12 protein-coding genes are annotated in these 13,633 nt (G+C 69.2%); 6 read left to right on the top strand and 6 right to left on the bottom strand.

What is annotated here, in order from left to right:
* Nucleotides 1-66: 66 nt before the first annotated feature.
* Nucleotides 67-609, bottom strand: a complete 543-nt coding sequence (locus ACTMVF_RS18005; RefSeq protein WP_441272058.1) for an ArsR/SmtB family transcription factor — start codon at nt 607-609, stop codon at nt 67-69.
* A gap of 57 nt (nt 610-666) precedes the next feature.
* On the opposite strand from ACTMVF_RS18005, the gene ACTMVF_RS18010 reads away from it, so the two are divergent.
* Nucleotides 667-1,572 carry a S41 family peptidase gene (locus ACTMVF_RS18010; RefSeq protein WP_441272059.1) on the top strand — a complete coding sequence of 302 codons (906 nt, stop codon included), beginning with the start codon at nt 667-669 and terminating at the stop codon, nt 1,570-1,572.
* A 279-nt stretch (nt 1,573-1,851) separates the two neighbouring features.
* Here ACTMVF_RS18010 and ACTMVF_RS18015 read toward each other — a convergent pair whose 3' ends face one another.
* On the bottom strand, nt 1,852-2,502 hold the full coding sequence (locus ACTMVF_RS18015; protein WP_441272060.1) for a zinc-binding dehydrogenase: 651 nt from the start codon (nt 2,500-2,502) through the stop codon (nt 1,852-1,854).
* A 296-nt stretch (nt 2,503-2,798) separates the two neighbouring features.
* Nucleotides 2,799-3,119 carry an antibiotic biosynthesis monooxygenase family protein gene (locus ACTMVF_RS18020; protein WP_031117185.1) on the bottom strand — a complete coding sequence of 107 codons (321 nt, stop codon included), beginning with the start codon at nt 3,117-3,119 and terminating at the stop codon, nt 2,799-2,801.
* A gap of 153 nt (nt 3,120-3,272) precedes the next feature.
* On the opposite strand from ACTMVF_RS18020, the gene ACTMVF_RS18025 reads away from it, so the two are divergent.
* The gene (locus ACTMVF_RS18025) at nt 3,273-3,497 is read left to right on the top strand and encodes a hypothetical protein (protein ID WP_441272061.1); all 225 of its coding nucleotides are present in this window, start codon (nt 3,273-3,275) and stop codon (nt 3,495-3,497) included.
* A 98-nt stretch (nt 3,498-3,595) separates the two neighbouring features.
* Here ACTMVF_RS18025 and ACTMVF_RS18030 read toward each other — a convergent pair whose 3' ends face one another.
* Entirely contained in the window at nt 3,596-4,108 is a 513-nt protein-coding gene (locus ACTMVF_RS18030) for a hypothetical protein (protein WP_441272096.1), read from the bottom strand.
* Between the two features lie 1,079 nt (nt 4,109-5,187).
* Here ACTMVF_RS18030 and ACTMVF_RS18035 point away from each other — a divergent pair.
* Nucleotides 5,188-5,997 carry a thioesterase II family protein gene (locus tag ACTMVF_RS18035; RefSeq protein ID WP_441272062.1) on the top strand — a complete coding sequence of 270 codons (810 nt, stop codon included), beginning with the start codon at nt 5,188-5,190 and terminating at the stop codon, nt 5,995-5,997.
* 11 nt (nt 5,998-6,008) lie between these two features.
* A complete protein-coding gene (locus ACTMVF_RS18040; RefSeq protein WP_441272063.1) occupies nt 6,009-7,040 on the top strand; it encodes a GDP-mannose 4,6-dehydratase in 1,032 nt (343 codons plus the stop codon).
* A gap of 76 nt (nt 7,041-7,116) precedes the next feature.
* On the opposite strand, the gene ACTMVF_RS18045 is transcribed toward ACTMVF_RS18040, so the two are convergent.
* Together ACTMVF_RS18045 and ACTMVF_RS18050 are read right to left on the bottom strand one after the other, a co-directional pair.
* Nucleotides 7,117-9,012 carry an ABC transporter ATP-binding protein gene (locus tag ACTMVF_RS18045; protein ID WP_441272064.1) on the bottom strand — a complete coding sequence of 632 codons (1,896 nt, stop codon included), beginning with the start codon at nt 9,010-9,012 and terminating at the stop codon, nt 7,117-7,119.
* Complete coding sequence (locus ACTMVF_RS18050; RefSeq protein WP_441272065.1) at nt 9,009-10,736, bottom strand: ABC transporter ATP-binding protein; 1,728 nt, start codon at nt 10,734-10,736, stop codon at nt 9,009-9,011. Before ACTMVF_RS18050 ends, ACTMVF_RS18045 begins: the two co-directional genes overlap by 4 nt.
* A gap of 167 nt (nt 10,737-10,903) precedes the next feature.
* Between ACTMVF_RS18050 and ccrA the strand changes: the two genes are divergently transcribed.
* Entirely contained in the window at nt 10,904-12,259 is a 1,356-nt protein-coding gene (gene ccrA, locus ACTMVF_RS18055; RefSeq protein ID WP_441272066.1) for a crotonyl-CoA carboxylase/reductase, read from the top strand.
* On the top strand, nt 12,256-13,464 hold the full coding sequence (locus tag ACTMVF_RS18060) for a cytochrome P450 (protein ID WP_441272067.1): 1,209 nt from the start codon (nt 12,256-12,258) through the stop codon (nt 13,462-13,464). The genes ccrA and ACTMVF_RS18060 overlap by 4 nt, the downstream gene beginning before the upstream one ends.
* Nucleotides 13,465-13,633: the final 169 nt, after the last annotated feature.

A 13,633-nucleotide genomic window follows, 5' to 3' on the forward strand; every position in this document is an offset into this window, starting at 1 on the left:
GATCGGACGACACGCCATATCCAACCGCTCCGACCGCCAACCCCGTGAACCTTCCTGGTCACAGCACTAGGCGGAACTAGTGGTGCTGGTCGGCAGGGCCTGCTGATAGAGCGCCACCAACACACCGTGCACGGGCTGGTCGTCCGCATCCTCCTCGGCCTCATCGACCAGTTGGGCGAGGGCCTCGCCGAGTTCTCTTGCCTTCGCAGGGCTCAGACGCAGGTGGCGCAGTGTCAGGTGGGTCTCGACGGGAGAGCGGTCCAGCTCCTGGGCGACCGCAGCGAGCATCGCGGCGGTGCCTGCCGCTTGGGGTTCGGCGACGACCATCTGGCGGGCCGTGCGCTGGTAGTACTGCTCGGTGCCGCCGCGGACCTGGCGGGTCTCGGCGATGTGGACCAGCCCGGCATCGCGGAGCACTTTGAGGTGGTGGGCCACGTTGCCCTTCTTCGCGTCGAGCTGCGCCGCAAGCTGGCTGGTAGTGGCAGGCCGGTGGCCCAGGGCGAAGAGCAACCGCTGACGCAATGGGTGAGAGAGCGCCGCGAACTGCTCAGGCGCACCGATCTCCAGGACGTCCTCAGGAGGCGGTGAATAGGGAGGCTGATCACGCATACCTAAAGCGTCTAAACTCTTTGACGCTTTCGCAAGGGCAGTGCTCTACTCCCTGCCATGACGACTCCGACGAAGCTTGCGCCGGCCCCTGTCATCGACGAGACGGCCCGGCTGCTCACCGAGCACTACGTTTTCCCCGAGATAGCTGAGCAGCTGGCCGGCCTGCTGCAACGACGCCTCGCCGAGGGCGCCTACGACGTCGACGACGCCGAGGAGCTCGCCCGCCTGGTCACCGCGGACCTGCAGTCCGTCAACGGCGACCGGCACCTGAGACTGAAGCACCACGCCGACCCGGCCTCCCCGAAGCAGGGGGCCGCCACCCGGGACGCCATGCGCCGGGACTTCGACTCCTCTCTGGGCGGTGCGCCCCGGATGCAGTTGCTCGACGGAGGGGTCGCCGTGGTGGAGCTGGCACCGATGCTGTTTCCGCTGGAGTGGGCCGCCGAACCGCTGAGCGCCGCGCTCACCCTGGCCTCCCGCGCCCAGGCGCTGATCGTGGACCTTCGCGCCAACCGGGGCGGCGACCCGGACACGGTCGCCTTCGTCTGCAGCTACCTGCTGGACGAGCGCACCCACCTCAACACCATGTACTGGCACGGCGGCGAGCACAGCGAGCAGTCCTGGAGCCTGCCGCACGTTCCCGGCGCGCGCTTCGGCGGCAGCAAGCCGTTGTATGTGCTGTCCAGCGACAGCACCTTCTCTGCCGCTGAGGAGCTGGCGTACGACCTCCAACAACTCGGCCGCGCCGTAGTCGTCGGCGAGCCCACCCGCGGCGGCGCACACCCGTGCCAGGGCTGGACCCTGCACCCACACCTTGAAGCCACCGTGCCCGTCGGCCGCGCCATCAACCCCGTCTCCCACACGAACTGGGAGGGCACCGGTGTGCAGCCGGATATCCCTTGCGCCGCTGCTGACTCCCTCGACCACGCTCACGCCCTGGCCCTCGCCCGACTGGCAGGCTGACCCAGTCCAGCTCATCGCCAGCACTGCACGCAGCGCCCCCCAACGGTCGTAGGGGGGACGCCCTGAAGGCAGCTTTCGAGCGCCGGAAGCAGGCGCATCGGGAGGTCGTCGCAACTGGCTTGGTACACAGCGGCGAGCGTGGCTTCCCACAAGGAGAACTGTAGGAAGAAGCTGCTCAGCGGTTCCTGCTCGGGCACGGGGTGGCTGTCCTCGAACCATACGGTGGGGTCGCCGCGGGCCGACAGTGGGGACCGTCCGGTGGCAAGACGGACGTTCGCTTCAAGGACGGAGGACCAGCTTCCCCTTCGTATGACGGCCAAGCAGATCCTCGTGCGCGTCGCGGGCCCGCGCCAGGTCGTACTCCGCGCCGACCAAGGGCCGCAGGCGACGCCGCGCCGTGAGGTCGAGCAGCTCCGCCAGCTCCGCACCGCCGGCGCCGTTCCTGGCGATGAGCGGGATGACCCAGAAGCCGGCGACGGTGATGTTGTCCACCGCCAGTCGGCTCGGCGCAATAGCGGAGGCTGTCTGCCGGGACGAGGCGCCGTAGGTCACCAGTCGGCCGAGGTGTCCGAGTGTGTCCAGGCCGGCGTCGAGGACGGGGCCGCCGATGGCGTCCAGGACGATGTCGAACCGGGTGTCCGTGATTGGCGCTTCGCCCGCAGCCACCCCCTGCGGTAACGCGACCAGGTGGCGGTCGGCGACGACCGTCTTGGCAGCGTAACCGCCCTGCGGAACATAGCCGAGGACTCGTCGGCCGGCTGCGGTCCGGCCGACGACCTCCATGCCAGGAATACGGGGCAGCGGGCCTTGGGGGGCGTAGGGACCGTCGGTGTGCTCGCCCGCGATCTGCTTGATGTCGCCGAAATTGACACCCGCGGCCCTCCACCTGGACCAGAGTCTCGCCCGGCCCCGCCAGCGGATCTGGCACATCGGCCTCCTCCAGGACCTCCGGCCCACCGAACCTCCCGAACCGCATGGCACGCATGAATGCCCTCCTGTGAGATCACTGTTTCCAGCCCGTCTGAAGAGCTGTCCCGCACTGCTGGTCAACGGCCAAGCATGTGCGGAGTGCGGTCACCGGGCCGGGAAGCGGGTGCCTCAGGGTTCCTCTTCCAGGAGGAGCCCATTGGTCATGTAGCTGATCGTGCGGTACCAGCCGGCCAGAACGAGGATTTCGAGCAGCTGGCCATCCTCGTAGTGCACAAAGCCAACCTTCCGGCCACTAACTACGGCCGGTGTACGGAGACAACCTCGTACGGTACGAGGTCGAGCGTCGCGATCTCCAGTACTTGCTCCATGCACGCCCGCACATCGGCGTCTTCGCGCGCGGCCGCCAGATCCGCTTGCGAGCGCCACTGGTTGTAGTTGGCCACTCGAGTTCCCTCAAGACCCCGGTGAATATTGGCCTGCACATAGCCAGGCTGCTTCGGCATGACCTCCCGCGCCATGTACTGGAGCAGCTCGATGAGACGTTGCTGATTCTCGGGAGCGACAGTGAAGACATTGATGTAAGTGACCAGGTCGCCGCCCGTACTGATCTCGGTCATGCTCAATATCTCCTCGCAGGCCCTGTGAGAGATGGTGTCCGTCACAGGAAGCAACACGGATCGGCACCGCGCTTCTTCCAGGCCCTGGCACTGCCCAACGCGCGTGTCTGACAAGGAAGTTCGGACGCCATCCAGGACCTCCGGACGCCAAGCTTGGGGAGCACCGAACTGAACCCCTGTGCGCTGCGACAGTGGCCCGTCCCCATCCCGCACAGACCCGGGGCCCTGGACCGCTACCTGCGCTGGCGCAACGCCAAGGCCCGCCACCCCGACGTCCTCGCCGCCCAGCGCAAGGAAGACGCCTGCATCCGCAAGGAGAAGGGCATCCGCTGGAGCGGACGCCCCTCACCACAGCAGCCTGACCGCTCAACCCGGTGATCGGAAAACGATCACCGGGCGGCTCAGCCATCGGCCACGCTTGTCGGGCCGGGAAGCGGTGGAACAGGGTTAGCCGATGTCAAGGACGTGGTACGGGCCTATGCCTGTCCCCGTGCCCGGTGCCGCTTTGCGTACGACCAGGTCACCGCGGTCATCAGGGCCGGGATGGCGAAAAGCGGGGCAAAAGCGAACCCCCAGACAGTCTGCGCCGTACCGCTCGACATGTACGTCTGGCTCTCGACGGTGAAAGCGACCACGAGTTGCCACAGCGCCACCAGGAACAGGACGCCCGAGGCGGTCCAGGCCAGCGGGGCGAGAACCCTGGGGCGCAGCGGCCTCCACCGGTCGCTGACGAGCAGCAGCGGAAACAGAGCGGCCAGCTCAGTGAGGACGGAGAGGCCGACGACGTACGCGATGCCCCAGCCCGGGATGTCGAAGACGTCGTGCAGCACTTGGTCGCTGTAGCCCACATAGACACCGGATGCCATGGCGATCCGCCACAGGCCGGAAGGGACGGCGCACAGAGCGATGGCGTGGGCCGCGAGGCGAGCCCAGACAGGCGCAGGTACGGAGGCGGGGAGAGGGGTGGTCGCTGTCGTCATGACGTACATGCTGGCCCTGGACATAGCGGCCGCGCTTCGTCCGCTACGGCGGACCGTATCCGCCCTGCGGATGAGGGCGCACCTGCTGAAGGAGGACCTGAGGCGGGCTCAATCGCCGCACGAGCTGGGTTATCCAACCGTCCGGCGATCGAGCACATCACGACCAACCCGGTGAACGTTCGCGGTCACAACACTAGACCCGACTTCGCAGACCCGTCAGCCGGAGTCCCAAGGGGTGTGGCGCGTCCGCGCGCCACGTCCAAGGCGGCATGGTCGGCTCGCCCTCTTGGCAAGTTCGGCGAGGAACTGCGGCATTCGGTCGGCGCTGAAGTCGTAGAAGCGCGCCCACTGCAGCTTGAGCGCGATACGCGCCATCTGGGCGTACATGCCCCGGCCAGGAGGCCGTGCGGGCTCCGAACAGCGCTGCTGTGCCGCGAGTAACTGGTCAGGTCCGGGAGTCCGAAACGGCCGGCCGGAGACTACTCGGCATCTCCAAATCGACCAGGGTGGCAAGCGGTGAGCAAGTGCCCTGACCTGCGCATTTTCTGATGCCGACTCAACCCGCAATGTGAGGTGCATCACATACCGGCGTGGCGTGTGGGGTCCTAGGGGTTCCGCGACCTGCTACAACGCTGTTTTCGATCTTGTTTTCCGTGTCGTGATTCTTGAGCCGTGCCGAGGCGCCCGGCGCACCCACATCACGACAACGGGAGGAAGACTTCACCGTGTTGACGCACATCGCAGAGTTCGGCCAGATCGTTCCCGCCCTGCTTGGGCTCCTCTGGCTCGTCGCTCTCGCGTCCAATCCGATCGCCCCGTGCGGCCCGTCCGCCCAGCACCCCGCGAAGACCATCACCGACCACCTGCGGGCCATGGCCAACCACGCCCGGGGTGATCGCCCGGAGGTCCGGCGCGGGGGGCGACAAGTAGATCGTGCCCCGGCGGCAGGCGCCATCCCCTGGGGCACCTCACATGGTGACCCAACAGGCAGCAAAGCGACGACCTTTCGATACGAGGTACAGGAGGTGCGCGGGGCTGTCGGCAGACTAGGGCTTTTCTCAGGTGGGACGCTGGTTGGATCCGGAACCATGCCCCTCCTATCGGATACCGATCTCTGGCTGCGCCGTTTCCACGACGCGCCGCAAGGTGCCGCACCCCGTGTGGTGTGCTTTCCGCACGCCGGCGGTGCGGCCAGCTGGTACCGGCCGCTCGCCACCGGGCTGGCCACGCGCGCCGAGGTGCTGGTGGTGCAGTACCCGGGCCGCCAGGACCGTCACAACGAGCCCCTGATCGACGACGTACACGTCCTGGCCCGGCGCATCACCGAGGTGGTCGCCCCGCTGCGCGACCGCCCGCTGGTGCTGTTCGGGCACAGCATGGGCGCCTCCGTGGCGTTCGAGGTCGCGACGGCGCTCCAGGCCAGGTCGGCGGAGGTGGCCCACCTCTATGTGTCCGGGCGCCGGGCGCCGCAGCACTCCCACGACGAGCAGGTGCACCGGCTCGACGACGCGGGCGTGATCGCCGAGGTGCGCCGGCTGGCCGGCACGGACTCGCGCGTCTTCGACGACGAGGAACTGGTCCGCATGGTGCTACCCGCGATCCGCGGCGACTACCGCGCCGCCGAGACCTACCGCTACCGGCCTGGACCACCGCTGACCTGCCCGGTCACGGCGCTCACCGGGGACGCCGACCCCAAGACGACCGTCCAGGAGGCGGCCGACTGGCAGGAGCGGACCACGGGCCCGTTCCAGCTGCGGGTGTTCCCCGGCGGCCACTTCTTCCTCGCCGAGCACAGCACAGCGGTGATGGACCTGCTTTCCGGCGAATCACCTAGTGCTCGGCGCTCTACTTTGACACCAGTTCCGGGTCCGTCGCCTCGCGGACCTTCCGCGTGCTGAGAGGAAACCGGATGACCAGGCGTGCACTCATCACCGGCATCACCGGGCAGGACGGCTCGTACCTCGCAGAGCATCTGATCAAGCAGGGCTATCAGGTGTGGGGACTGATGCGAGGTCAGGCCAACCCGCGCAAGTCGCGGGTGGCCCGGCTGATGTCCGAACTGTCCTTCGTCGACGGCGACCTGATGGACCAGGCGTCCCTGGTCTCGGCGGTGGACCTCGTCCAGCCGGACGAGGTCTACAACCTCGGCGCCATCTCCTTCGTACCGATGTCGTGGCAGCAGGCCGAACTCGTCACCGAGGTCAACGCCATGGGCGTGCTGCGCATGCTGGAGGCGATCCGCCAGGTCTCCGGCCTGTCCGCCTCGCGGCACGCCACCGGCAAGCAGATCCGCTTCTACCAGGCGTCGTCCTCGGAGATGTTCGGCAAGGCCGCGGAGACCCCGCAGCGCGAGACGACCATCTTCCACCCGCGCAGCCCCTACGGCGTGGCCAAGGCGTACGGCCACTTCATCACCCGCAACTACCGCGAGTCGTTCGGCATGTACGCCGTCGGCGGCATCCTCTTCAACCACGAATCCCCGCGCCGCGGCGCGGAGTTCGTGACCCGCAAGATCTCCCTGGGCGTCGCCCGGATCAAACTGGGCCTCCAGGAGAAACTCCCCCTCGGCAACATCGACGCCCTGCGCGACTGGGGCTTCGCCGGCGACTACGTGCGGGCCATGCACCTGATGCTGCAGCAGGAAAAGCCCGACGACTACGTCGTCGGCACCGGCGAGATGCACTCGGTGCGCGAGGCCATGAGCCTCGCCTTCGAGCACGTCGGGCTCAACTGGCAGGACCACGTGTACATCGACCCCGCGCTGGTGCGTCCCGCCGAGGTGGAGATCCTCTGCGCGGACACCACCCGCGTCCGCCAGGAACTGGGCTGGAAGCCCGAGGTCGACTTCACGTCGCTGATCCGGATGATGGTCGACGCCGACCTCAAGCACGTCGCCACCGAGCACGAGTACGGCGAACTGCTGGCAGCCGCCGGCTGGTAGCTCGCGGGACCCACCGCAGACCCCGAGCGGGGCGCGCACCCGGTGCGCGCCCCGCTCGTTCTTGCCCTCTTACCGCTCAGGCGGAGTGGAGCTTGGCGTAGAACCCGCCGCGGCCCAGCAGTTCGGCGTGCGTGCCGCGCTCCACCACGTTGCCGCGGTCCATGACGACGATCAGGTCGGCGCCCCGGACGGTGGACAGGCGGTGCGCGATCACAAAGCTCGTGCGGCCCGCCCGCAGGGACACCATGGCTTGCTGGATCAGCGCCTCGGTGCGGGTGTCGACCGACGAGGTGGCCTCGTCCAGGACCAGGATCGCCGGCTGCGCGAGGAAGGCCCGCGCCAGCGTGATCAGTTGCCGCTCGCCGGCGCTCAGACCGCCGTGGTCGTCGTCCAGCACGGTGTCGTAGCCGTCCGGCAGGGCGCGCACGAACCGGTCCACGCACATGGCCCGGGCGGCGTCCACGACCTCCGCACGGGTGGCCCCCGGGCGGCCGTAGGCGATGTTCTCGGCGATGGTGCCGTGGAACAGCCAGGTGTCCTGCGACACCAGGCCGATGCGCGAGCGCAGGTCCGCGCGGGTCAGGGCGGGGGTGTCGACGCCGTCCAGGAGGATGCGGCCGGCGTCGGGGTCGTAGAAGCGCAGCAGCAGGTTACCCAGGGTCGTCTTGCCGGCGCCGGTGGGGCCGACGATCGCCACCAGTTGGCCCGGCTCCGCCGTGAGGGACAGGTTCTCGATCAGCGGCTCGTCGGGCAGGTAACGGAACGACACGTCCGAGAACTCGACCCGGCCCCGCACCGAGGCCATGCGCTTCGGGGAGGCCGGGGCGGGCGACTGCTCGGGCTCGTCGAGGAGTTCGAAGACGCGGCGGGCCGAGGCGATGCCGGACTGGAGCTGGCCGGAGAAGTTGGACACGTCGATGATCGGGCGGCTGAACATGCCCGAGTACTGGATGAACGCCTGCACGTCGCCGATCGTCACCGCACCCGAGGCCACCCGCAGCGCGCCCACCACCGCCACCAGCACGTAGTTGAGGTCGGTCACGAAGCGCGTCGTGGGAGAGACGAGACCGGAGAACGCCTGGGCGCGGTAACCGGAGTGGTACAGCGCCTCGTTGTGCTCGTCGAACCGCTCCTCGGCGAGTTCCCGGCGGCCGAACGCCTTGACCAGGGAGTGACCGCTGTAGCTCTCCTCGACGTGGGCGCTCAGCTCGCCGGTGCTCTTCCACTGCTGCTGCACGCGCGGCCACGCCCGTTTGCTGATCCAGGTCGCGAGTGCCAGCGCCACCGGCACGCTGAGCAGCACGAACAGCGCCAGCTCGACGGAGATCACCAGCATGATGGCCAGCACACCGACGACCGAGAAGACCGAGTTGATCATCTGGCCGATGGTCTGCTGCAGGGTGCGCTGGAGGTTGTCGATGTCGTTGGTGACCCGGCTGAGCACCTCTCCGCGCGGGTTGCGGTCGAAGTAACCCACCGGCAGGCGGGTGAGCTTGGCGTCGACGTCCTCGCGCAGCCGGTGCACCGCGTGCTGCACCACCGCGGCGGCGAGCCGCCCCTGCGCCAGCATGCACAGCGAACCCACCACGTACAGGGCGACGATGACCGCGAGCACCCCGCCCAGCGCACGCAGGTCCACGCCCTGGCCCGGGGTGACGTCGACGGTGCTGATGACGTTGGCGACGGTGTCCTTGCCGTCGGCGCGCAGATGCTCCAGCACCTGCTCCTCCGACGCGTTCGCGGGCAGCGAGCGGCCCACGAGACCGGCGAAGATGAGGTCGGTGGCGTCGCCGAGGAGTTTGGGGCCCAGCAGGTTCAGCACGATCGAGGCGGTGCCGAGCAGGGCCATCGGGACGAGCTTGGCCCGGTAGGGCCGCAGCAGGCCCAGGAGCCGTCCGGTGGTGGCGGGTTCGTGTTTCTCGGCGGGTACGGGTACGGCCGCCGGGGGCGCCTCGCGGGTCGGGGCGGTCATCGGATCTCCTGGTGGGCGGGCTGGGAGAGCGCGATCTCCCGATAGGTGGGGTTGTCCCGCGACAGCTGTGCGGGCGTGCCGGAGCCGACCACGTGTCCGTCGTCCAGCAGCAGGACGTGGTCGGCGTCCTCGGCCGCGCCCACCCGCTGCGTCACCAGGAGCACCGTCGCGTCGGCGAGTTCGGTCGCCAGCGCGGCCCGCAGCCGGGCCTCGGTGCCGTGGTCGAGGGCGGAGAAGCAGTCGTCCAGCAGGTAGATGCCGGGGCGTCGGAGCAGCGTCCGGGCGATCGCCAGACGCTGGCGCTGGCCGCCGGAGAGATTGGAACCGCCCTGCGCCACCGGCGCGTCCAGCCCGATCCGCTCGACGAACTCCCGTGCCTGGGCGACCTCCAGCGCGTGCCACAGTTCGGCGTCCGTGGCGTCGGGGCGGCCGAAGCGCAGGTTCGAGGCCACGGTGCCGCTGAACAGGTGCGGCTGCTGCGGCACATGGCCGACGGTCTGCGACAGCACCGCCGGGTCGAGGGCGCGTACGTCGACGCCGTGCACCCGGATGTGGCCGGCGGTGACGTCGTACAGCCGCAGCACCAGGTTCAGGAGCGTCGACTTGCCGCTGCCGATGCTGCCGAGGATCGCGACCTTCTGACCGGGCCGGACGACGAGGTCGACGTCGCGCAGGACGGGCTTCTCCGCACCGGGGTAGCCGAAGGCGGCGCCCCGCAGTTCGAGGTGGCCGGGGGCGGGAAGCTCCCGCACCGGACGCTCGGGCGCCGGCACGCTGGTGCGGGCGTCCAGCACCTCCTGGATACGCCCGGCCGAGACGGCGGCCCGCGAGCCCTCGGTGAACACCATCACCGCCATGATGATCGAGACGATGATCAGCGTGACGTAGCTGAGCAGCGCGGTGAGGGCGCCCAGTTGCATGTCGCCGGCGTCGATCCGCCGCCCGGAGACCCAGATGATCACCACGGTCAGGACGTTCATCACGATCATCACCACGACCGGCATGGCCGCGATGATCCGCCCCACCCGCAGCGACACCTCGAACAGCTCGTCGTTCGCGCGGTCGAAGCGGGCACGCTCATGGTCGTCGCGGACGAAGGCGCGGATCACCCGCACCCCGCTGATCCGCTCGCGCAGCAGGTGGTTGATGCGGTCCATGGACTTCTGCATGCGCGCGTAGAACGGGCTCAGCCGGCCCAGCACCACCGTCAGGCTCGCGATCACGGCCACCACGAGCGCGACGACGACCACGGACACCGCGACGTCCTGGAGGACGGCCAGCACGACTCCGCCCAGGCACATGATGACCGCCGACACCGCCACGTCCGCCGTCGTCAGGACGATGGTCTGCACCTGCTGGACGTCGTTCACGGTGCGGGTGAGGAGCGAGGGCGTGCCGATCTCGCCCACCTCGCGCGCCGACAGGCCGAGCACGGCCCGGAAGACCCGGCGGCGCAGATCGCGTCCGAGGCCGGCCGCGCACCGGGCGGCGAACACGACGGCGCCGGCGGCGGTGACGATCTGCACCACGGCGACGGCCAGCATCACCGCGCCGATGGTGAAGATGTACTCCACGTCGCCGGTGAGGATGCCGTGGTCGATGACGGCGGCGTTCAGGGTGGGCAGCAGCAGGGTGGCCACGGTCTGGATCAGTTGCAGCACCAGCAGGGCCACAAGCCCTCGGCGGTAGGGCCGCAGATGGGTTTTCAGGAATCCGATCAGCACACGGCACTCCCCTTGAGGTCCAGGGCGACACGGTTTGCCCGACCAGCAGACCGCACGGGGAGCGTGGGGGATCACTAGACTTCCGCGGCCCAAGGACTCGCAGAATCCCTAGTGTTCCCGCTCCTACGGTGGTGTCAGACCCTGAGGCCGTCGTGAGGAGTGCCCGGATGAGCGAGATCCTGAGTGCCATCGAGTCGGATGACGCGGGGCCCCGGGATTTTGAAGCCCTGCCGGTGCCCGACAGCTACCGGGGGGTCGTGGTCCGCCGCGAGGACGTCGGCATGTTCGAGGGACTGCGGACCCGGGAGAAGGACCCGCGCCGATCGCTGCGCCTGGCCGAGGTGCGGACCCCCGAGGTCGGGCCGGGCGAGGCGCTGATCGCGGTGATGGCATCGTCCGTCAACTACAACACGGTGTGGTCCTCGATCTTCGAGCCGCTGCCCACCTTCACCTTCCTCAAGCGGCTCGGCGGCAAGCACGACCTGCCCCACCATGTGCTCGGCTCCGACCTCGCCGGCGTCGTGCTCCGCGTCGGCACGGGCGTCACCGCATGGCAGCCCGGCGACCGCGTCGTGGCGCACTGCCTGGACGTCGAACTGGAGCACCCGGACGGCCACGGCGACACCATGCTCGACCCGCAGCAGCGCATCTGGGGCTTCGAGACCAACTACGGCGGCCTCGCCGAGCTCGCCCTGGTCAAGGCAAACCAGCTGATGCCCAAGCCGGAGCACCTCACCTGGGAGGAGGCGGCGGCGCCGGGCCTGGTCAACTCCACCGCGTACCGGCAACTCGTCTCCGCCAACGGCGCGAACATGAAGCAGGGCGACACGGTCCTGATCTGGGGCGCCTCCGGCGGGCTCGGCTCCTACGCCACCCAGCTCGCCCTCAACGGCGGCGCGACGCCGGTGTGCGTGGTCTCCTCGCCGCAGAAGGCGGAGGTCGTCCGCAGGGCCGGCGCCGAGCTGATCATCGACCGGTCCGCCGAGGGATACCGGTTCTGGAGCGACGAGCACACCCAGGACCCCAGGGAGTGGAAGCGGTTCGGCGCGCGGATCCGCGAACTGACCGGCGGCCAGGACCCGGACATCGTCTTCGAGCACCCCGGCCGGGAGACCTTCGGCGCCAGTGTGTACGTCGCCAGACGCGGCGGCACCATCGTCACCTGTGCCTCCACCAGCGGCTTTCTCCACCAGTACGACAACCGCTATCTGTGGATGCACCTCAAGCGCGTCATCGGCACCCACTTCGCCACCTACCGCGAGGCATGGGAGGCGAACCGGCTGGTCGCCCAGGGGCGGATCCACCCGACGCTGTCCACGGTGTACCCGCTGGAGGAGACCGGGCAGGCCGCGTACGACGTGCACCGCAACACCCACCAGGGCAAGGTCGGCGTGCTGTGCCTGGCGCCCTCGGAGGGGCTGGGCGTGCGCGACCACGCGCTGCGCGACCGCCACCTGGACGCAATCAACCGGTACCGGATCTCCGACGCCCGCCGCGCCGAGGATGGAGCCCCGCTGCGATGAACGACACGTCTTCCGTGCCGGCGGCGTGCCCGTTCCCGTCCCCGCGCGACCCGCACCATCCCCTGGACCTGCCCCCCGAGTACGGGCGCCTGCGCGAGGACCACCCGGTCCGCAGGGTCGAGACCCCCGCCGGCGACGTCGCCTGGCTGGTCAGCCGCTACTCCGACGTACGTGCGCTGCTGGCCGACCCGCGGTTCAGCGCCGAGGTGGTGAACCCCGGCTACCCCCGCTACCTCTTCCCGGTCGACCCGCAGCCGGGAGCGTTCGTCACGGTCGACCCGCCGGAGCACACCCGCTACCGGCGAATGATCATGAGCATGTTCACCAAGAAGAAGGCCGAGAGCATCCGGCCCGCGGTGCAGAAGCTCGTGGACGAACGCATCGACGCGCTGCTCGCCGGGCCGCAGCCCGCCGACCTGGTGTCGGCCTTCGCCCGGCCGATCCCGCTCACCGTCGTGTGCGAACTGCTCGGCGTCCCCTACAAGGACCGGCTGGCCTTCGGCCGCTGGATCGGCACCCTCGTCGAGACCACCTCCAGCCAGGCGCACCGCAACGCCGCCGCCGGCGCCCTCTTCGGCTACCTCACCAAGCTCGTCATGCACAAGGAGCGCGAGCCCAGCGACGACGTGCTCGGGCTCCTGGTGGAGAACCAGCTCAAGACCGGTGAGATCAGACGCGAAGAGGTCGTCGTCATCGGCATGATGCTGCTGTCGGCCGGCTACGACACCACCGCCAGCTCCATCGCGCTCAGCGTGCTCGCGCTGCTCGAACACCCCGACCAGCTGGTGAAACTCCGTGAGAACCCCGACCTGGTGGTCGGCGCCGTGGAGGAACTGCTGCGCCACCAGAACGTCATGCAGTGCGGGGTGGGCCGGGTCGCCAAGGAGGACGTGGAGATCGCCGGACAGGTGATCAGGGCGGGCGAGGGCGTCATCGCCCTGCTCTCCTCGGCCGACCGTGACGAGAGCGTCTACGCCGACGCCGACCGGCTCGACATCACCCGCAAGGACAGCACCCCGCTGGCCTTCGGGCACGGAATCCACAGTTGCATCGCGAAGTTCCTCTCGCGCGTGGAACTCCAGGTGGCCGTCCTCACGCTGATCACCCGCATTCCGACGCTGAAGCTCGCCAAGCCCGCGCAGGAACTGCGCTTCCGCGACGGCGCCATCGTCTACAGCCTGCGGGAGCTGCCCGTCACCTGGTGACCGCCCGTCACCTCGTGCACCCCGTCACCCGGCGCGCGCCGGCCTTCGAAGGCCGGCGCGGCCTTCGACGGTTTCCGGGGGATGCCGCCCCGCTTTCTAGGGGGATGCCACCCCGCGCCGAACAAGACTTTCGAGCACGTCGCTGTCGCCTGTCGAGATGGGTTGAGAG

The organism is Streptomyces sp. SD31 (assembly GCF_052068475.1).
In the GTDB taxonomy this organism is placed as follows: domain Bacteria; phylum Actinomycetota; class Actinomycetes; order Streptomycetales; family Streptomycetaceae; genus Streptomyces.

Coding starts and splice junctions, on each gene's coding strand:
- ACTMVF_RS18005 (WP_441272058.1), bottom strand. CDS start 609: ATGCGTGATCAGCCTCCCTATTCACCGCCTCCTGAGGACGTCCTGGAG.
- ACTMVF_RS18010 (WP_441272059.1), top strand. CDS start 667: ATGACGACTCCGACGAAGCTTGCGCCGGCCCCTGTCATCGACGAGACG.
- ACTMVF_RS18015 (WP_441272060.1), bottom strand. CDS start 2,502: ATGTGCCAGATCCGCTGGCGGGGCCGGGCGAGACTCTGGTCCAGGTGG.
- ACTMVF_RS18020 (WP_031117185.1), bottom strand. CDS start 3,119: ATGACCGAGATCAGTACGGGCGGCGACCTGGTCACTTACATCAATGTC.
- ACTMVF_RS18030 (WP_441272096.1), bottom strand. CDS start 4,108: ATGTACGTCATGACGACAGCGACCACCCCTCTCCCCGCCTCCGTACCT.
- ACTMVF_RS18035 (WP_441272062.1), top strand. CDS start 5,188: ATGCCCCTCCTATCGGATACCGATCTCTGGCTGCGCCGTTTCCACGAC.
- ACTMVF_RS18040 (WP_441272063.1), top strand. CDS start 6,009: ATGACCAGGCGTGCACTCATCACCGGCATCACCGGGCAGGACGGCTCG.
- ACTMVF_RS18045 (WP_441272064.1), bottom strand. CDS start 9,012: ATGACCGCCCCGACCCGCGAGGCGCCCCCGGCGGCCGTACCCGTACCC.
- ccrA (WP_441272066.1), top strand. CDS start 10,904: ATGAGCGAGATCCTGAGTGCCATCGAGTCGGATGACGCGGGGCCCCGG.
- ACTMVF_RS18060 (WP_441272067.1), top strand. CDS start 12,256: ATGAACGACACGTCTTCCGTGCCGGCGGCGTGCCCGTTCCCGTCCCCG.